The following is an 18176-nucleotide window of genomic DNA, read 5'->3' on the forward strand; positions in this document are numbered from 1 at the left end:
CAGAACGTCAGCCGGCTCACTAGCTGACACTGGCCGTGCCACCCCTCGGGGTGGCACGGCCAGTGTCATTCCGGGCTGCAAGCTGATGGGCCACCACCGAACCCGCGGCACTGGTCACCCAGAGGATGAGGGCGGAAAGGACCCAGTCAGCCAGGCCGCTGACGCTGACCCCGCCCGGGAACAGGCCCGCGATTACCAGGGCCAAAAGGGCGGCGATGAGTCCGGTTCCACCCATGAAGGCGGGTGCATAACGCCGTGCCGCCCGGGCGGCAAGCGGTGTAAACGCCGCCTGGGCGAGAACAACAACCAGGACGGCCACAATGAAGCCTGGGGTTTGGATATCGAAGCCCGGAACCCACCAAAGGCTCAGGAGGAGCCCGGTGCAGGCCGCCAGGACTTGGACGCCGACGGTGATCAGGATGTTTTTCACGGTACTCGCCCGCCCTATGGGAAATAGACTGCGCCAACGGAATCAGGCTAGGGCTGTGCGGAGCCGCGGCTATCACCCACATGGGGTGAGTGTTGGCCCCTAGGGCAGCTGCCCGCGCTGGTACGCGGCAGTAACGGCATCGTGCCGCGAGGTGGCGCCCAGCTTGGAGTAAATGACGCGGACGTGGGTTTTTACTGTGTTGACCGAAAGCTGCAGTTCCGAGGCGATCTGGCCCAGGGACAGGTGGGAAGGGAGCAACGAGAGGATCTCCTGCTGGCGCGGACTGAAGGGCACCGGGCGCGCCGTTGCCGGACGAAGGGCAAGCACCCGTTCTGCCGTTTCTTCCTCTGCGCCGCAGGATCCGGCGCGCTCGGCCAGAAGGCCGGCTACCTCCGCAGGCGCCGTGGCAAACGGGCGGAGGACGTCCAATTCGTCCGCCTGATGCAGGGCATGGACCAGATGTTCAACGGCCAGCGGCCGCCGGCCGGTCCGTACGGCAATGGAGCACTCCAGAATGGACGCCTCGATCCCGGTCCACGCGAGAACAGGGACGGCGGTTCCGTCACGGAGCGGCTGGATCCGTTGGGCGGCGGCATCGAACCTGCTGATCCCGGCGGGACCTGTTGCACGAAGAAGGCACAGTTCGCCTGTTCCCGGAAGCCGCTCGTGTGCCCATCCCACCACTTCCTTAGCGCGCATGGTGTTCCCGACGGCCAGTGCAGCTGCATGTTCCGTCACGACCGCCAACGCGCTGAGGGGCTTTCCGAACGGGATGTCCGGGTTCAGCTGGTTGCGAGCCCGGCGCAGGTCGTTCAGGGCACGGTAGCCTCCACCCAAGTCGTGGAGTACGCAGGCGTCCAGGATGGCCGTGGCCGAGCGCAGTGTGGCACCGATGCCGCTGGAGGTGGACTCCAGCTGGCCCAGGTTCGCCCGAGTGGCCGCGCTCAGATCCCGGGCAGGGGCCGGCTCCAGCCGGAGCAGGGACCGGATCGCTTGGACCAAATGGGCCGCCGATCGGTTTGGCACATCCTGCCACGGACGGTCGGGAGTGCTGTTCCCGGCGCGGGCGAGAAGGCGGGCGGCGTCGCGCATCCGGCCCTGAAGTGCCGCGCTGAACGCCTGTTCAACAAGAATCTTGCCGGCAAGGTAGGTGTTCCCCGTATCCGCTGCCTCGGCGAACGCATCCGCAGCGGCGTTGTCCGCAGCAGCGAAATCCCCTGCGGCGGCCTCCGCTGCGGACGTTAGAATTTTCGCTTCGATACGGATGCAGGGTTCCGCTGAGAGGCGGGACAGACCCGCGGTGTCCGCCCATCGGCGCCCGGACGCTGCCCGTTCGGGGACAAACCACATCAGTTCCGCGTCCACCAGCGCGCGCAGCTCCCGTAGTTCACGCTCGGGCGCAGCAGGCCACGTCCGCTCTGCCGCTGCGGCATAACGTGCGGCGGTCACCGGTTCGAGTGCCTCGAGGTGGGCCAGCGCCGCGACGAGGGAGAGTCTCGGGCTGGCGACCAGGCTTGTTTCCGGCAGCTGTGTGAGGGCGCGGAGGACCGCGCCGGCCTGTCCGGAACTGACTTGGGTGACCCCGTGCTTTGCGAGGGTTGACGCCACGAGCCCGGCATCCCGGGAGGCTGCCGCATGCCGGAGGGTAGCGGCTGGATCGCCCACTGCTCCATGCCAGTCCGCAGCCAGGCCGTGCAGGTGGCGGAGCGTGGCGGGGTCGGTCCGGGCGAGGGTGGCGAGGAAATACTCCCTGACGATGGGAAGGATGCGGTTGCCGTACGTGCCGGACGGCTCCACTAATCCCCGGTCGGTGAGCCGGGCAAGGATGGTGCCGGCATCGGCCCGGCCGGACAGGGCTGCCGCTTGCGCGCCGTCGGCCTCCGGGCAGACGCAGATACTGGTGAGCAGGTGCACTTCGGCAGCGCTCAGCGTGGGCAGCACGTCCCGGTCCAAATACTCGGTGAGGGCCTGCATCCCCTCGGGCGGGGAAGGCATTCCCGTAAGGCTGTGCAGGGAACGCAGCGTCAGGACCGTACAAGCCGGCCAGCCTCCGTTGTGCCGCTGGATCCGGTTTAGGGATCGTGTGCCAAGCCCGGGAGCCAGCCGGGCGGCCAGCTCCGCGGTTTCCACCGGAGTGAAGGCCAGATCGCAGGCGGTGATGTCCAGAAGCCGGCTCGACAGGCGGGCCTGCCCTGCGTCCACTGCGGATCTGTCCCGGGTGGTGGCAATGATGTGGACGGGGGAAGCCGACTGGTTCAGGAGTCCGGGAAACCAACGGTTGCGTTCCGCAGCGCTGAACACGTCAATGTCGTCGAAGATCAGGCGCACCGGAGTGGCATTAAGAGCCGCCTGCAGCATGCTGAATGCAGGCCCGGGCGCGTCCTCGGTTCCGCTCAACCGGTGCAGCACCTCCGCCGACAGGACCGAAGCGGCCTCCAGCCCGGCCAGGAGAGTGGGCCACACCGCGCCGCGCTGGCGGGGGTTCGAACCGTTGAGCCAGATGGGAACGGGCCCGGACGCGTTTGTCCACTGCTGAACAAGCGTGGTTTTTCCGAACCCCGCTGGTGCGGTCAGGAGGACCGATCCAGGGGCCCCATCCAGCCGCGCCGTCAACCGGGGACGCTCAACGAGGACCGGCAGCGGAGCTTCGGGGGACTCCCTCGGGGCTCCGCCGCCGCCGTAGCGGTTCACGCTGTCCATTCTAGGTCTGCATCAACCGGTTGCACCGCCTGGGACCAAATTGCTGCGCTAGGCCAGCGCCATTGACTTGAGGCGGTCATACTCGGCGTCAGTGATTTCCCCCTGGGCGAGCAGGGTACGTGCGGACTCGATCTGCTCGGCAGGAGTAGGCCTGCCGGCCACCCGTCGGACGTAGTTTTCCGTCTCTTCCGCAATCCGTTCGGAGCGCTCCTGGCTGCGCCGGGCCATGCCGTTGCCCCTGGCGATCACATAGACCAAGGCGCTGATCAGGGGCGTAACGAACAGGAAGAAAATCCATACGGCCTTGGCGAATCCGCCCAGTTCCGTGTCCCTGAACAGGTCGTTCAGGATCTGGAACAACAGGATCAGGTACGCAACGAAGAGGAAGGACACGACTACGGTCCAGATCAGCTCCCAGAAACTCATGGCTCTATCTCCTTAGGGAAGTCCCCCGCAGGGGCGACGCCGTCCAGCGGGTCACCGGCTGGTACCCAACCGCAGCGCCGATACTTCATTTTCAGGCGGGTGCAGTCCGGCAGAAGGGGTTGCCTCTAGCTGTTCGCAGCCGGAGGCATACTTCACCCGATGCAGGTGACAGGGTCGAGTCGGTGCGCAGGTGGCGCTCAGTGGACCGGTCACAGCGCGGCCACGCGGGGTCGCTGCGGGGGCGCCGGACACTAACGCTCTGGGCGGAAAGCATGCTTAGTATTTCGTTCAGCAACCGGTGCCTCGCTAACCTGATATTGATGAGTACCGCGAAAACTTCCCCGAAGAATGCCCCCACATCCAGCACAGCCGGGATGGTCCGCGTGCGCGGCGCGCAGGAAAACAACCTGCGCAACGTCGACGTCGACATTCCCCGCGACGCGATTGTCGCCTTCACCGGCGTCTCCGGTTCGGGCAAATCCTCCCTGGCTTTCGGTACGATCTACGCCGAGGCGCAGAAGCGCTACTTCGAATCAGTGGCTCCGTATGCCCGCCGGCTGCTGTCCCAGGGGCACACCCCCAAGGTGGAGGAAATCACCGGGCTCCCGCCCGCCGTCGCCCTCCAGCAGCGCCGCGGCGCCCCCAGTTCCCGCTCCACCGTGGGCACCCTGACCACGCTGTCGAACTCCATGCGCATGCTCTTCTCCCGCGGCGGAACCTATCCGGCAAACGCCGAGCCGGGCAGCCTGGACTCTGATGCCTTCTCGCCCAACACGGCCGCGGGCGCCTGCCGGGAGTGCTCCGGGCTGGGCATCGCCCATACCGTCACCGAGGATTCGCTGGTGCCGGACCCGTCGCTGACCATCCGCGAAGGCGCCATTGCTGCCTGGCCGGGGGCCTGGCAGGGCAAGAACCTGCGGGACATCCTCATTCAGCTGGGCTACGACGTCGACGTGCCCTGGCAGAAAATGTCCAAGAAGGACCGCGACTGGATCCTGTTCACCGAGGAACAGCCCGTCGTGATGATCACCCCGCAGCGTGACCGGGTGGCCAAACCGTACAAGGGCCGGTTCTGGAGCGCGAAGAGTTACGTTATGCACACGCTGGCTGATTCGGGCAGCGCACAGATGCGTGAACGTGTTCTCGCCTACATGGTTTCGGGCCCCTGTCCGGTCTGCGGCGGCGCCGGCCTGCGCCCGGAGGCCCTGGCCGTCACCTTCGCCGGCCGCAACATTGCCCAGCTGAACGGTGCCACTCTGGCCGAGCTTGCCGAGATCATCCGGCCGACGGCGGAACTGAAGTCCGCCGGCACTGCCTCCCGCGCAGCGGCCTCCAATGAAGACACCGAAGTGGCGGTGACCATCACCCGCGACCTGCTTGGCCGGCTGGAGGTGCTGATCGGCCTTGGCCTGGGCTACCTCAGCCTCTCGCGCGCCACCCCCACCCTCTCGCCGGGGGAGATGCAGCGCCTGCGCATCGCCACCCAGCTGCGCTCCGGCCTGTTCGGGGTGATCTACGTGCTGGACGAGCCTTCGGCCGGCCTGCACCCGGCCGACGCCGAGCCGCTGCTGACCGTGCTGCAGGAACTGAAGGATGCCGGCAACTCGGTGTTCGTTGTTGAGCACAACATGGACGTGGTCCGCAGTGCGGAGTGGATTGTCGACGTCGGCCCGCAGGCCGGCGACGGCGGCGGCACCGTGCTCTACAGCGGCCCGGTTGACGGACTGGCGGAGGTAGAGGAAAGCGCCACGCGTCCGTTCCTGTTCGGCGAAGCGCAGACCGCACCGCCGGCCCGCCGCACACCCGATGAGTGGCTGACGCTGAAAGGCATCACCCGGCACAACCTGCACGGCCTGGACGCGGACATCCCGCTGGGCGTACTCACCGCAGTCACCGGCGTTTCCGGTTCCGGCAAGTCCACCCTGGTCAGCCAGGTGCTGGCCGAAACAGTGGGCCGGCAGGTCAACGGAGCGGCTCCGGAGGCCGACGACACGGAAGACACCGAGGACGACGATCCCGGCGTGCAGGTGCGGTCCATCGCAGGGTTGGAACACCTGGACCGGCTGGTCCGGGTGGACCAGCGGCCCATCGGCCGGACTCCGCGCTCCAACCTGGCCACCTATACGGGCCTGTTCGACGCCGTGCGGAAGCTCTACGCCTCAACCGACGAAGCCCGCTCGCGCGGCTACACCGCCGGCCGGTTCTCCTTCAACGTGGCCGGGGGCCGCTGCGAGACGTGCCAGGGTGAAGGCTTCCTCGCCGTCGAACTGCTGTTCCTGCCCGGCACCTACGGACCGTGCCCCGTCTGCCACGGCGCCCGCTACAACAAGGAAACCCTTGAGGTAACGTACCGGGGCATGTCCATTGCGGACGTGCTGGATATGCGGGTGGAGTCCGCTGCGGAGTTCCTCTCCGACGTGCCGGCTGCCTCCCGCAGCCTGCAGACCCTGCTCGATGTCGGGCTCGGTTACCTGCGCCTGGGCCAGCCCGCCACCGAGCTCTCGGGCGGCGAAGCGCAGCGGATCAAGCTCGCCACCGAACTCCAGCGTGCCCGCCGCGGACACACGCTCTACCTGCTGGATGAGCCCACCACCGGCCTGCACCCGCAGGACGTCCAACTGCTGCTGCGCCAGCTGAACCGTCTCGTCGATGCGGGCAACACCGTGGTGGTGGTGGAACACTCGATGAACGTGGTGGCTTCCGCCGACTGGGTGATCGACATGGGTCCTTCGGGCGGCGAAGAGGGCGGCCGGATCATGTGCGCCGGCACCGCCGCCGACGTCGCCGGTTGCGAGGCAAGCCGGACGGCGCCTTATCTGGCGGCGGCGCTCCAAACGCTGGGCTAGCCGGCCGCAGTACGCCTCAGTCCCCGCGGGTGCTGGCCGTGAAGGTCCGCTCCCATGACTCCAACGAAGTGACGTCCGGCAACGCTGCACGGTAGGCGGAGCGCAACCGTGCCCATTCGCGGTACAGCTGGAGCTTGAGGGCCGTCGTTTCGGCGAGCATCCTGCGGACCTGGCGTGGATCACGCCGGTAGCGGGCGGCCCCCGTGCCCTCGGCGTTGGTGACGACGGCTCCGTCCAGCTGGGACAGGACCCACCACTTGCTGTCGTCGTGGCTGACTGCTGCTTCCCGTGCAGGTTGGGTCCGGGACGGCTGCACGGTCTGCTTCGCCACCGCCTTCAGGGTCCACGGTCCCCACCGGGGAGGATAGCTGCCACGCATCTTCCGCACCGGTTTGGGCAGCTTCAGTCCTGCCCGCTTGAAGGGAAGGGTGCCGGGCTTTGCGTTGATGAGGGCATCGGAATATCCGTGCCGCAGGGCCAGCAGCTTGGGAAGCATTGTCGGAAGGGACTCGTGCAGCCCGGCCGGACCGTTCAGAACGTCCCGCAGGGCCATGAGGCGCAAGGCTGCCGGGTAATACTGCATGGAGAAGAGGTGGCGGAAGTCGGTATCGAGGCTTTCGCGCAGGATCCGCCCGCCCCGTGGGTAGGGCGAGTGCAGGAGCGCCGCAATGAGCCGGTTGCGTTCGTGGAAGTATGCCTGCCAGTCGACGGCGTCGTCCTTGTCCGCCCAGGGGACGTGCCATACCGCAGCGCCCGGCAAAGACACGGTGGGGAAGCCGAGGTCGCGGGCCCGCAGCGAATACTCGGCGTCGTCCCACTTGATGAAGACAGGCAGGGGCAACCCGGCGGCACGGATGACTTCCGATGGGATCAGGCACATCCACCAGCCGTTGTAGTCGGCGTCCCACCGGCGGTGCAGCGCACTGGAGGAACGCAAACCGGAGACCGCGAAGTCGTGCGCCGCCAGGCCCTTTTCCGGGCCCCAGAAGAACCGGTACGGATTCACCATTTCCGCGAAGGCGTTAAGGACGGACTTGTTGTACATATCAAACATATGCCCGCCGATAATGGCCGGGCTGCGGCATAGATCCGCGAAGGCCACGGCACGAAGCACTCCTTCCGGTTCAAGCACGATGTCGTCGTCCAGGAGCAGTGCGTAGGCCGACTCGGGTGAGCGTACGGTCTCGCTCATAATCCTGGCGAAACCGCCGGAGCCGCCCAAATTGTCTTGGTTCACAACACGAAGCTGCTGACCGAGCGAAGCAGCCACTGCTTCATAGCCTGCCTCGTCCTGGACCTTGCGGCTGCCTTGGTCCACCACCACCAGCTCATGGAGGATCGGCCTGATGCCCGGATCACCGGCGATGGCGGACATGGTTGCCAAGCAGTAGTCAGGGCGGTTGAAGGTCGTGATGCCGAGTGTCGCCTTCCGTGCAGGGGCTGCGTTCTCGGTGCACCAGTCCGCCGACGCCAGGGTCATGCCGCCGGACCCGGACAGCAGGTCGAACCAATACCACCCACCGTCACCAAAGGCGGCAAGCGGAAGCCTGAAAATGGCTTCACCGTTGGCTGAGACCTTACGGACTGCCACCCGTTGGGCAGAGCCCAGGGCAGTGGACCGGTAGACCATCACGGAGCCGGACCCAGTGGTCCGGACCCGCAGGAGCACGGTTTCAACCGTTGTCCACCGCCTCCAGTAACCGCCCGGGAAGCCGTTGAAGTAGGAGCCGAAGGAGACCCGCAACCCGGGCCGGACGCGGGCCGAGGAGCGGCTGAGGATGTCGTCTGGACGGAACCCGCCGCCTGTGCCCGCCTGCTCGGAGTTTCCTGCTGCAACGGCCGGCGCGCCGGGGCCCGTATCCCGGTCGATGTACAAAGGCAGGGTCTCGAGCTCGTTGTCCAGAGGCAGGACAACCCGCTGCAGGACCCGAAGCGGCACGCCGTTGCCGGCCGGCGCATGCTCGTCCTGGGGTGCGGGTCCGTTCCGGGGTGCCTGCCCGTTCTGCGGTACCTGCCCGCCAAGCTCGTCGAGCGTGCCCTTGCTCATTGATCGCTCCGCCCGTTCGGCCCAAAGCGGAGACCTGCCGCTTTTCCGCTTGCTTTCAGGCTGGTGACATTAGACCGGGGGCATGCTGTGGACAAGAGAAATCGCCGGAAGCGGGCCGGCCGTGCACCGCCGCCGGCGCCGTCCGGCTGGGACGCAAGCCGGACGGCGCCTTATCTGGCGGCGGCGCGGGAAATGACTGGTTAGTGTCCGGCGGGCCGCTCCGCCGAGCCGGCAGCGGCAGCCGGGGCGCCCTTGCCGGCGGCGTCCCGTGCCGCAATGTAGCCGTACACCAGGCCTTGGCCGATGGTGGCGCCTGCCCCGGGGTAGCTCTTGCCGAAGACGTTCGCTGCCGTGTTGCCGATGGCGTACAGCCCCTCCAACACGGTGCCGTCCTCGCGCAGGACCCGCCCGCGGGCATCCGCGGTCAGGCCGCCGCAGGTACCCAGATCCGAGAGCACCATCTTGACGGCGTAAAAGGTCTTGCCGCTCAGGGGGCGCAGGTTCGGGTTGGGCCGGATGGTCGGGTCGCCGTAGTAGCGGTCGTAGGCGCTGGAGCCGCGGTGGAAGTCCTCGTCCACGCCGGCTGCGGCGACTTCATTGAAGCGGGCCGCCGTGGCCGTGAACGTGTCTTCGGGCACCCCGATGCTCCGGGCGAGCTCGGCCAGGCTGCCGGCCTTCGCGGCGATGCCCGCCTCGTACCATGCTGCGGGCAGCGGCGAGCGGGGGTACAGCGCGCCGGCCAGCAGATAGCTGTTGCGGTATTCCTGGTCAAAGATCATCCACATGGTGCCCACCGGGTCGCCCTGCTTCTCCCGCTCCAGCACATGCTGGCCGAAGGACATGTAGTTCTCCGCCTCGTTCACGAACCGCTTGCCGGCGTCGTCCACAATAAACGAGCCCGGCAGGGAACGCTCCGCCAGCATCACCGACGGTGCGGCCCCGGGCAGCGGCGCGACGGCGGGGAACCACCAGGCCTGGTCCAGGAGTGCGGTGCCGGCGCCGGCGTCCACACCGGCCTTGATGGCGTCACCGGTATTGCCTTCGGCGCCGAAGCTCCACCCTTCAAGGGCTGGGGACTGGTGCTTGTGCCGCAGGGCCATGTCGTGGTCAAAGCCGCCGGCGGCGAGCACCACGCCCTGGCGTGCCGTCACCGTCACCTCCGTGCCGTCCTGCTCCAGGACGGCACCGGTGACCCGGCCGCCGTCGGAAATCAGCCGAACCAGGGATGTTTCCGTCCAGACCGGGATGCCCGCCTTCAGCACTCCGGCAAACAGCCCGGCAGCGAGGGCCTGCCCGCCGGCGACATAGTCCCGTTTCAGTGCCAGTCCGCCGATTCCCTGCACCGCTCGCCTCACTGCGGTCGGGAAGCCCTTGGCCGGGACCTTGGCGAGCAGGTTCAGCCAGCGGTAGTCCTTGCCCGTGATGGGCATGGGCAGGGGTGCCTCCATGGTGCCGCCGCGGAGCCGGGCGCGTTCGGTCCCCAGCCGGTTGGCGTCGAAGGGAATACATTCACAGCTGCGGCCGATGGCGGAGCCGCCCGGCTGCTCGGGCTGGTAGTCGGAGTACTCCTTGTCCCACATAAAGCGCATGGGGGTGGTCCGGCGCAGCATGTCCACGGTGTCCGTGCCGTTGTCGAGGAAAGACTGCCAGCGTTCCCGCGGGGAGGTGTCGCCGACGACGGCGTCCACATAGGCGGCCGCGCGGGCGGGGGAATCGGGGGCACCGGCTTCGCGCAGGATCGGGTTGTCCGGAATCCAGAACGCACCGCCGGACCGTGCCGTCGAGCCGCCCACGTAGGCGGTCTTCTCTGCGATCAGGACGGAGGACCCCAGTTCGGCGGCGGCCAGTGCAGCGGCCATACCGGTGCCGGAGCCGATCACCAGCAGGTCCACCGTGGTGTCCTGTGCCGTTGCGGTGCGGACGGGTGCGGATTTGGGCATTGCAGTCTCCTTTGACGGGCAAGCGTTATCCGGCACCGGGGGAGTGGTTCCCCATCCGTTGCCGGATAACGCTTTGTGCTGAGCGGTTTCTGCACCCTAGCGCGGAACGTGGGCCGGTGCCATTTCCGTCCCTGCGTGCCGGGCATATCCAGTGAACGCGCAGCCGGTCAGTGTATGTCCTTCGGCCCCGGCTTGTCCGGCCCATGGAACCGCACATAGCTGTACCCGATCAGGGCCAGTCCCAGGCAGCCGGAAACAATCATGGTGACGCCTGTGGCCCATCCGCCGGGCAGCCACCAGGTATCCTGCAGCGGCCACCACTTCGGTGCCTGCCGCCAGATACCCCACAGCACCCCGGCTGCCGTCACGGCCAAGGCACCGCAGACTGTTCCGGCGATCCGCGGCCAGGTCTGCACCCCCTGAGCGGCAGCACGAAAGGCACGCACCCGGACGGGGTTCAGCCAGCGGTGGGCCCAGGCGTAGCGCAGGGACAACACCGCAAGACCGGCAACTATCATCAGCAAGCCGGGCCCGGGGAGCACCAGGGCCGCCAGGCCCAGGACAACCAGCGTCCAGCCCGCCACCTCAATGCCCGTACGGCGCAGCCATGCCGGTATCCGTTCAGTGCGCGTCATGGACCCAGCCTTTCACATCGCCCGCCCGGGCAGGAGTGCCCGAGGGTCACGTCACGGATTCCCCTGCAGTCCGCGGCGGCTGACATAATCCTTGCCGGAAACCGGAGGGAAAGCGGTGAGTGCCAAGTGAAGTTCCAGATGGAGGCCATCGGGCAGGTGTCGTCCAGCCGCAGCGAGGTGCGGGATGACCAGTGGGACCAGGAGCGGGCCGTGATTACGCTGGATCCCGCACTGTTCACCGAGGAGGCATTGTGGGGACTGGCGGTTCAGCCACGCCGGCCGAACCGGATCGGCACCACATTGTGCAGATCCGGTCGGTGGACGGCCTGTCCCTGGGGGCCCGTGGCCCAGCCCGGCTGGGCCACAGAGCTGATGCGTGGCTATTGGTAATCCAGGGGCAGTGGATACTGGTGCCGTGAACACCATCCTCCGTGCCGCCCGCATCAGCACACCCCGCCTGCAGTTGGAGCCCTTGACCGCTAACCATGCGGCGGAGATGGTCCCGGTGCTTGCCGGTACCAACCTCTACCGGTACATCGGCGGGGAGGCGCCCACCCGCGGGGAACTGACCGGCCGGTATGCCGCACAATCCGTCGGTGCCTCGCCGGATGGGCGGGAGGCATGGCTGAACTGGATCATCCGGGAGGAAGGCGCGGCCGTCGGATTCGTGCAGGCCACCGTGGCTGTGGGCGGGCCGTGCCCGACGGCGTACCTGGCGTGGGTAGTGGGCGAACCGTTCCAGGGCCGCGGCATCGCCACTGAAGCCGCCCGGGCAGTGCTGGATTGGCTGCAGCGGTGCTCCGGCGGCCCGGTTGCCGCGTTCATCCATCCGCAGAACCAGGCCTCCGCCGCCGTCGCCTGCAAACTGGGATTGATCGCCAGCGGGGAGCTGGACGAGGACGGCGAGGAGCGTTGGGACCTGCCCGGGCACGGCACAGGGAAAAGCGCCGCCGCCCAATAAAAAACGGCAGGTGCCGGAGAAACAGTCTCCGGCACCTGCCGCTCATCGCTTGGGTTGCTAGTTGACCTTGACGGTCATCATGCCCTTGGGGTTGCTTTGGACCACGGTGATCTTGGTTCCGGTTCCGGCAACCACCACGCTGCCCTGCGGATTGGCGGGGTCGTAGTAGGCATTGGGATTGCTGTCATCGAAGACGGCAACACCGGGCCGGGACGGAACCTGCAGGGTGGTCATGCCGGCCGCCGTCTCGCGGTGCAGCAGGATCGGATCCGTTGCTTCCTTGCCGAACGTGGCGTCAAAGCTCTGAATGCGGTTCCGTGCCACCGTGCCGTCTGTCCAGCGCAGGGCCGTGGCGCGGGCGTCCACCGGCAGGACCAGTCCGGCACCGGGGTGCTGGCTGGTGTTGTTGTTGCGCTGTCCGGCGTTCCAGTAGGTGACCAGCAGCCCGTTCTGGTACGGGAAGTGTTCCACCTTATCCGGTGAGCTCAGTGCCCAGCCGAAGTTGTACGGGCCGGTCTGCAGGGTGGAGTCGTATCCGGCGTACTGGCGGTTTTCGGCAATGTAGTAGCGGCCGTTACCCTGGGCATCCCGAGGCAGGGTGACCACCAGCGCCTGCTGTTTCTTGGTGGCGTGGTACGACGCGCCCAGCATGTGCGTGGACTTTTGCCCCGCGCTGGCAACATCGTAGTCCAGCCAGCCCAGCTGCAGCTTTTCCCAGGCACCCATGTGGTTGGGGGTGGTGCCGATGGAATCCGTGCCGCGGCCCAGCCAGGAACCGGAACTCATCAGCGTCCAGAAACCGGTGCCGTTGTCGCCGCCGGCAGTGTCGTAGAGGTCGGGCAGGCCCAGATCGTGGCCGTACTCGTGTGCGAACACACCCAGTCCGCCGTTTTCCGGTTCGGTGGTGTAGTCGCGGATCCAGACCTTGGAATCACCGATCCGGATGCCTCCGAAGGGGTTGGTCGCCGGGCCGTCAATGCCGTAGCCTGCCTGGCCTACGGACCAGCGGTGTGACCAGATGGCCGACGTCGCTGCTCCGGCCTCCTCGCCCTCGCCTGCGTGGATGGCCTGGAAGTGGTCGATGTAGCCGTCCGGCTCATCAAAGTTGCCGTTGTTGTTGTAGTCGTACCGGTCCCACTGGTCGAAACCGGCCAGGTAGGCATCAACGTCGGCAGGAGATTTTCCGGCGGCGATCTGGGATTCGTACCAGGCGTCGGCAGCGTCCTGCACGAACCGGGTCATGTCCTCCTGGCTCTCGGTCTCGCCGTAGCTGGCCGAGTTGTACGGCACCGTAACCCAGTCGCTGACGTCACCGTCAACGGTGTAACGGCCGCTGGACATCTCCTCGTACAGCGTCTTCAAGGACTCGCCCGCCGGATCGAAGAACATGTTCTGGTAGTGCTCACGGCTGAAATCCGGCAGCCAATAGGTCGAGTTGTCCACACTGCGGTTCGGCTGCGGAATCCCGTTGTGCTGCGGGCCCGTCGCGGAGGCGGGGAAGCGGGTGTCCACCTGGCTGCCAAAGTCAATGAGGAAAGACAGGATCTGGTCGCTGTCCTCCAGCCCGTACTCCGCCCACTGGCCCGGCGCCACCTGGACCGACTGTGATCCGCCCTGCTGCCGGACGGGCGCTTCGCCGCGGACCACTTTTTCAATTGCCTGCTGGTTGAGCGCACGCCGCTCGTCCGCCACCGGATCCGAGCGGTCATCTGCCTTGGCGGCGGTGCCGTCAGCGCCCGGAGCTCCGAAAGCGCCGCTGCTTTCCGGAGCTGCGGGCAGGACGGACGAAGCTGCAACTGCGGCCGCTGTTCCCGGCACAAGCAGAAGGGCGCCGCTGGCAATCAGCACCGCAGCCTTCCGCGCAAAACTTTTTTCGATTGTCAAAGGATCCCCTTAGAAAATGCATGGTGCGTAAATGAGGTGAAAACAAATTACGGGCTCCTGAGGGCGGGGGAACCCGTAAAACGCCCTCTTATGCGAAGTGACCCGTAAATGGTGCGTTTTTATCTCCGGACACTTCCGAAATAGACCGAACTCCTGTAAGGGTGCTTAGGGGGAAACCTGCACGCACTATGAGGAGTTCTAAATGCTTTCATCCGCCGGTCGCCGGAATGCGGCCGCTGCAGTCACTGCAGCACTGGCAGTTACACTCGGTTCAATGACCCCGGCAGCAGCAGCGCCGCCGGACCATGCGGGGAAGGACCAGTTGGCAAGAGTGACCGTCCTGGGCACCTCGGATCTGCACGGCAACATTGAAAACTGGGACTATTTCCAGGATGCCGAGTACGACGACGCCGCCCACAACGATGTGGGACTGGCCAAGATTTCCACCCTGGTGGACTCCGTACGCACTGACCGGGGCCGGGAATCCACCCTGCTGATTGATGCGGGCGACACGATCCAGGGCACCTCGCTGGCGGACTACTTCGCCAACACGGCCCCGATCACGGAGACAGGCGAGATCCACCCCATGGCTGCGGCCATGAACGCCATGGATTACGACGCCGCGGCGCTGGGCAACCACGAATTCAACTACGGTCTTTCCATGCTGCGCGGGTTTGAAAGCCAGCTGGCGTTTCCGCTGCTCGGCGCCAATGCGGTAGACCCGGCCACCGGCGCCCCGGCGTTCACCCCCTACATCATCAAAACGGTCAAGACCAAAGGAAACAAACCCGTGAAGGTGGGCATCCTGGGGCTCACAAACCCAGGGGTGGCAATTTGGGACAAGAACAATGTTGAGGGACAGCTCGAATTTCCCGGCATCGTTGAACAGGCCCAAAAATATGTGCCGGAAATGAAGGCACGCGGTGCTGACGTGGTAGTGGTCAGCTCGCACTCCGGAACGTCCGGTCTTTCCTCCTACGGGGACGAACTGCCGCTGGAAAACGCCTCAACCGAGCTTGCGGAAACGGTGCCGGACATTGATGCGGTGCTGGTAGGGCACGCGCACCAGGAAATCCCGGAACGCTTCGTCACCAACAAGGCCACTGGCGAGCAGGTGCTGCTCACAGAACCGCTGAACTGGGGAATGCGCCTGTCCGTTATGGACTTCGAACTGACCAAGGTGCGGGGCAAGTGGGACGTGACTTCGGCGTCGTCGTCCCTGCTGAACGCCAATACAGCGGAAGCGGATCCCGAGGTCTCCAAACTGGTGGCGGAGCAGCACCGGCGCGTCATCGACTACGTGAACACGCCCATCGGCACCGCCACGCAGTCGATGCCTGCAGCCGAATCGCGGTACCGCGACACGGCGGTGATGGACTTCGTGAACTCGGTCCAGGCGCAGGCCGTGGACCGGGCGCTCGACGGCGGGCCGAACGCGGACCTGCCGGTGCTGTCCGTGGCGGCACCCTTCAGCCGCACGGCCGAGATTCCCGCAGGGCCGGTCACCATCCGTGACATCGCCGGGCTCTACGTCTTCCCGAACACCCTCTTTGCCGTCGAAATGACCGGCAGCCAGGTTAAGGACTACCTGGAGTACTCCGCCAAGTACTTTGTGCAGACACCTACCGGCGCGGCGGTGGACCCCGCCACCCTGACCAATGCCAACGGGACCCCGGACTATAACTACGACGTCATGACCGGAGTCAATTACGACATCGATATCTCCCGTCCGGTGGGGGAGCGGATCGTGAACCTGAGCTTCAACGGGTCCCCGGTGGACCCTGCGCAGCGGTTCGCCGTGGCGACCAACAACTACCGCCAGTCCGGTGGAGGCAACTTCCCCTCCATCAGCACGGCTGCGGTGATGGTGAACCAGCAGACGGAAATCCGCCAGCTGCTCATTGACTATGTGGTGGCCCAGGGTGCTGTGGATCCTGACGTCTTTGCGCAGGACAACTGGCGGCTGGTGCGGGGCGGCGAGCCTGTATTTGAGTAGGGCTAAAGGGTCCGTTGCGGGGGCCGGAAGCGCAGAGCCGCAGTACCGCATAGACCCGCTGACCCTCCGCGAGGTCCCGGCGGACCGGGCGGCGGCCGAGGCGTGGCTGGCCGGCCCGGAAGCGGCGTCCGGGCCGGCGGCTGCCCGGATCGCATGGCTGCGAATCCTGGGCAGGCTTCCGGAGGCCGAGGCGGAGGCCCGCGCGTCATTTGCCGCAGCTGCTGCGGGTGACACGCGTCGGGACCTGCCGCTGGCCGCCGTCCTGCCCGGGATCCGGCTGGCACAGGTGCTGCAGTGGCAGGGAGACCTAGTGCAGGCGCTCCGCCTGCTCGCCCGCGTCGGGGAAGCACTGTCCCGGTCAGCAGAGTCCGCTGCGGTCCTGTCCGCAGCCGCTTTCCTGCACCAGCACCGGGGAAAGGTGCTGCTGGACGCGGGCCACCCCGGGTGGGCCCTGCGGGAGTTCCGGCAGGCTGAGCGTCTCCGCGACAAACCGGAGCTGCCGGCGGATCAGCTGGAGTCCACGCGGCAGGCGGTTTCTGCGGCCCTGCGCACGCTCGATAAACAGCAGGCTTAGTAATTCCGGTGGGTCTGTGTCTAGCATTGATGAGGCAGAACAGGTGCGGAATATCCGCAGACCAGGGGGGAGGTTCTGCCTAATGCACTGCTAGGAAGGATCATGGTCATGATCGGATTCATCATTGCAGGCCTCATTATCGGTGCCTTGGCTCGACTCATTAAGCCGGGCCGGCAGAACCTCGGAATCATCGCCACCCTGCTGCTTGGCCTCGTAGGTTCGGTGATCGGCGGCGTGATTGCCAATCTGCTTGGCACCGGAGACATTTTCGAGCTCAATATCCTGGGCTTCATCGTTGCCGTCATCGCGGCTGTACTGCTGATCGGCGTCGCCGAGGGCATCGCCGGCCGCAGCAAGGGCCAAGGGCAGGTCCGCCGCTAGCACCGGCTGCTGCGGCAATACCGCACTAAAAACCGTCCCGTCTCCTGCGCCATTCGGCGCGGAAGACGGGACGGTTTCTGTATGCGGAGTATTAAACGGCTGTCTGCAGGATTTTTTCTTCCTGGGAAGCGGGCGCCGGTGCGGCAGTGCGACCTACACTGCGGTCCTCAATCTCCACACTCAGGGAGAGGTAGAAGGCGAACAGTCCCTCTACGAGGGGGCCGTCTTCAAGCTGGCTGAATGCCTGATCCGCCAGGGATTCCAAGGCTGCGTCAGTCATCGTGGAGAATTCCGGGAAAAGGTCAACATGGGTGATGGGATTATGGGTCACAAAGTTTCCTAACTCAAAGGAACCATTGGCCCGCGTCTAAACCAAGGTTTCTAGCGTAACCCGTTTGACGCCCCCGTGTAAATGCGGCACGGACAACCGGGCTCCCCGCCGGATTCCGGCGGGGAGCCTGCCGGGACGGGGAAAACCGCGGGCTAGATTGGACGGATGCGAGCAGATCAGCGGGTGGAACCGCCCGAAACTGCCGGAGAATTCGAAACCCTGGCCGGCTTCCCCCACCCGATGGTCCGAGGAGGATCCCGACGGCGAGTTCCGGGTCAGTCCCCAGGACAGCCTGGCGGGGATTATCGCCGACTACGAAGCTGCCTGCGAGCAGTCGCGAGAGGTCATGCGCCGGCACGGGCTTGAGGATCGCTGCCGGGGCGGCGGCGGCAAGCAGAATGTGCGTTGGGTGCTGGTGCACATGATCGAGGAGACCGGACGGCACTGTGGACACCTGGACATCCTGCGCGAGCTGCTTGACGGCTCCACCGGTGATTAGCGGGTGCGCGTCCAGTAGCGCATGTCCACCATGGTGTCCCGCTGGCGCTGCCGTTCCCGCCGGACGGCCCGGAACCCGGCGCGCTGTGCCACCGCTTCGCTGACGGTATTTCCGGCGATGGTGCGCAGCGCTACCTTGGAGGACCCGTTGGCAAGTGCCCACTCACTCAATCCGCGGGTGGCTGCCGTTGCTGCGCCGCGCCCCCGGCCTGCAGGCAGCAGCGCGTACATCAGTTCAGGGGTGCCGTCCGCGGAACAGGAAATGCCTGCGGTGCCCAGGACATCACTGCCATCGTGCACCGAATAACGGGCAATCAGGCTTTCCCCACGGGCTTCGGCAACACGTGTCATGCGCATTCTGGCTCGGTCATCGCTGAGGTTCGGCGGGAACAGCGTCCAGCGGATCACATCGTCGTCCATGGACAGCTCCTGTTCCAGGCGCCAGTCCGAAGGGGTGAGTATCCGAAGGATGAACCTGCCCGCCTGCAGGGAATCCGGGGTGGGCGCTAGAAGAGGCATCCGCCATT

General features: G+C 66.3%; 16 protein-coding genes. 7 read left to right on the top strand and 9 right to left on the bottom strand.

Translation table 11 applies throughout. The features are described from left to right. Nucleotides 1-19 precede the first annotated feature (19 nt). The 3 genes from QNO06_RS07625 to QNO06_RS07635 all read right to left on the bottom strand — a co-directional run bounded on the left by QNO06_RS07625 (nt 20) and on the right by QNO06_RS07635 (nt 3556). Nucleotides 20-430, bottom strand: coding sequence for a hypothetical protein (locus tag QNO06_RS07625; protein ID WP_284163011.1), 411 nt, complete (start codon nt 428-430; stop codon nt 20-22). Nucleotides 431-529: 99 nt separating this feature from the next. Then, nucleotides 530-3121 (bottom strand): helix-turn-helix transcriptional regulator, encoded by a 2592-nt coding sequence (locus QNO06_RS07630; protein ID WP_227910958.1) that lies wholly within the window; start codon nt 3119-3121, stop codon nt 530-532. Between the two features lie 57 nt (nt 3122-3178). Continuing rightward, nucleotides 3179-3556 carry an SHOCT domain-containing protein gene (locus tag QNO06_RS07635; protein ID WP_227910959.1) on the bottom strand — a complete coding sequence of 126 codons (378 nt, stop codon included), beginning with the start codon at nt 3554-3556 and terminating at the stop codon, nt 3179-3181. A 320-nt stretch (nt 3557-3876) separates the two neighbouring features. Here QNO06_RS07635 and uvrA point away from each other — a divergent pair, with 320 nt between their 5' ends. Further along, nucleotides 3877-6402, top strand: coding sequence for an excinuclease ABC subunit UvrA (uvrA, locus tag QNO06_RS07640; RefSeq protein ID WP_227910960.1), 2526 nt, complete (start codon nt 3877-3879; stop codon nt 6400-6402). A gap of 16 nt (nt 6403-6418) precedes the next feature. Here uvrA and QNO06_RS07645 read toward each other — a convergent pair whose 3' ends face one another. From QNO06_RS07645 to QNO06_RS07655, 3 genes are all read right to left on the bottom strand, one after another. Beyond that, nucleotides 6419-8449, bottom strand: coding sequence for a glycosyltransferase (locus QNO06_RS07645; protein WP_227910961.1), 2031 nt, complete (start codon nt 8447-8449; stop codon nt 6419-6421). Between the two features lie 200 nt (nt 8450-8649). Further along, entirely contained in the window at nt 8650-10389 is a 1740-nt protein-coding gene (locus tag QNO06_RS07650; RefSeq protein ID WP_227910962.1) for a 3-ketosteroid-delta-1-dehydrogenase, read from the bottom strand. 167 nt (nt 10390-10556) lie between these two features. After that, nucleotides 10557-11024 (bottom strand): PGPGW domain-containing protein, encoded by a 468-nt coding sequence (locus QNO06_RS07655; RefSeq protein WP_227910963.1) that lies wholly within the window; start codon nt 11022-11024, stop codon nt 10557-10559. 126 nt (nt 11025-11150) lie between these two features. On the opposite strand from QNO06_RS07655, the gene QNO06_RS07660 reads away from it, so the two are divergent. Both QNO06_RS07660 and QNO06_RS07665 read left to right on the top strand, forming a co-directional pair. Continuing rightward, on the top strand, nt 11151-11414 hold the full coding sequence (locus QNO06_RS07660) for a hypothetical protein (RefSeq protein WP_227910964.1): 264 nt from the start codon (nt 11151-11153) through the stop codon (nt 11412-11414). A gap of 25 nt (nt 11415-11439) precedes the next feature. Further along, complete coding sequence (locus QNO06_RS07665; RefSeq protein WP_227910965.1) at nt 11440-11985, top strand: GNAT family N-acetyltransferase; 546 nt, start codon at nt 11440-11442, stop codon at nt 11983-11985. A gap of 57 nt (nt 11986-12042) precedes the next feature. Here the strand turns inward: QNO06_RS07665 and QNO06_RS07670 are convergent, their stop codons facing one another. Continuing rightward, the gene (locus QNO06_RS07670; protein ID WP_227910966.1) at nt 12043-13869 is read right to left on the bottom strand and encodes an immune inhibitor A domain-containing protein; all 1827 of its coding nucleotides are present in this window, start codon (nt 13867-13869) and stop codon (nt 12043-12045) included. A 202-nt stretch (nt 13870-14071) separates the two neighbouring features. Here QNO06_RS07670 and QNO06_RS07675 point away from each other — a divergent pair, with 202 nt between their 5' ends. The 3 genes from QNO06_RS07675 to QNO06_RS07685 all read left to right on the top strand — a co-directional run bounded on the left by QNO06_RS07675 (nt 14072) and on the right by QNO06_RS07685 (nt 16820). After that, entirely contained in the window at nt 14072-15865 is a 1794-nt protein-coding gene (locus tag QNO06_RS07675) for a bifunctional metallophosphatase/5'-nucleotidase (RefSeq protein ID WP_502850373.1), read from the top strand. Next, nucleotides 15858-16439, top strand: coding sequence for a hypothetical protein (locus QNO06_RS07680; protein ID WP_227910970.1), 582 nt, complete (start codon nt 15858-15860; stop codon nt 16437-16439). The genes QNO06_RS07675 and QNO06_RS07680 overlap by 8 nt, the downstream gene beginning before the upstream one ends. 102 nt (nt 16440-16541) lie before the next feature. Beyond that, nucleotides 16542-16820, top strand: coding sequence for a GlsB/YeaQ/YmgE family stress response membrane protein (locus QNO06_RS07685; RefSeq protein ID WP_442860125.1), 279 nt, complete (start codon nt 16542-16544; stop codon nt 16818-16820). A 91-nt stretch (nt 16821-16911) separates the two neighbouring features. Here the strand turns inward: QNO06_RS07685 and QNO06_RS07690 are convergent, their stop codons facing one another. After that, nucleotides 16912-17151 (bottom strand): hypothetical protein, encoded by a 240-nt coding sequence (locus QNO06_RS07690; protein ID WP_227910971.1) that lies wholly within the window; start codon nt 17149-17151, stop codon nt 16912-16914. Between the two features lie 157 nt (nt 17152-17308). Here QNO06_RS07690 and QNO06_RS07695 point away from each other — a divergent pair, with 157 nt between their 5' ends. Continuing rightward, a complete protein-coding gene (locus QNO06_RS07695) occupies nt 17309-17650 on the top strand; it encodes a mycothiol transferase (RefSeq protein WP_227910974.1) in 342 nt (113 codons plus the stop codon). Here the strand turns inward: QNO06_RS07695 and QNO06_RS07700 are convergent. Next, nucleotides 17647-18168, bottom strand: a complete 522-nt coding sequence (locus QNO06_RS07700) for a GNAT family N-acetyltransferase (RefSeq protein WP_227910976.1) — start codon at nt 18166-18168, stop codon at nt 17647-17649. The genes QNO06_RS07695 and QNO06_RS07700 overlap by 4 nt on opposite strands. Between the last annotated feature and the right edge of the window lie 8 nt (nt 18169-18176).

It is taken from the genome of Arthrobacter sp. zg-Y20 (genome assembly GCF_030142075.1).
In the GTDB taxonomy this organism is placed as follows: domain Bacteria; phylum Actinomycetota; class Actinomycetes; order Actinomycetales; family Micrococcaceae; genus Arthrobacter_B.

Coding starts and splice junctions, on each gene's coding strand:
- QNO06_RS07650 (WP_227910962.1), bottom strand. CDS start 10,389: ATGCCCAAATCCGCACCCGTCCGCACCGCAACGGCACAGGACACCACG.
- QNO06_RS07685 (WP_442860125.1), top strand. CDS start 16,542: ATGGTCATGATCGGATTCATCATTGCAGGCCTCATTATCGGTGCCTTG.
- uvrA (WP_227910960.1), top strand. CDS start 3,877: ATGAGTACCGCGAAAACTTCCCCGAAGAATGCCCCCACATCCAGCACA.
- QNO06_RS07700 (WP_227910976.1), bottom strand. CDS start 18,168: ATGCCTCTTCTAGCGCCCACCCCGGATTCCCTGCAGGCGGGCAGGTTC.
- QNO06_RS07635 (WP_227910959.1), bottom strand. CDS start 3,556: ATGAGTTTCTGGGAGCTGATCTGGACCGTAGTCGTGTCCTTCCTCTTC.
- QNO06_RS07645 (WP_227910961.1), bottom strand. CDS start 8,449: ATGAGCAAGGGCACGCTCGACGAGCTTGGCGGGCAGGTACCGCAGAAC.
- QNO06_RS07655 (WP_227910963.1), bottom strand. CDS start 11,024: ATGACGCGCACTGAACGGATACCGGCATGGCTGCGCCGTACGGGCATT.
- QNO06_RS07675 (WP_502850373.1), top strand. CDS start 14,072: ATGCTTTCATCCGCCGGTCGCCGGAATGCGGCCGCTGCAGTCACTGCA.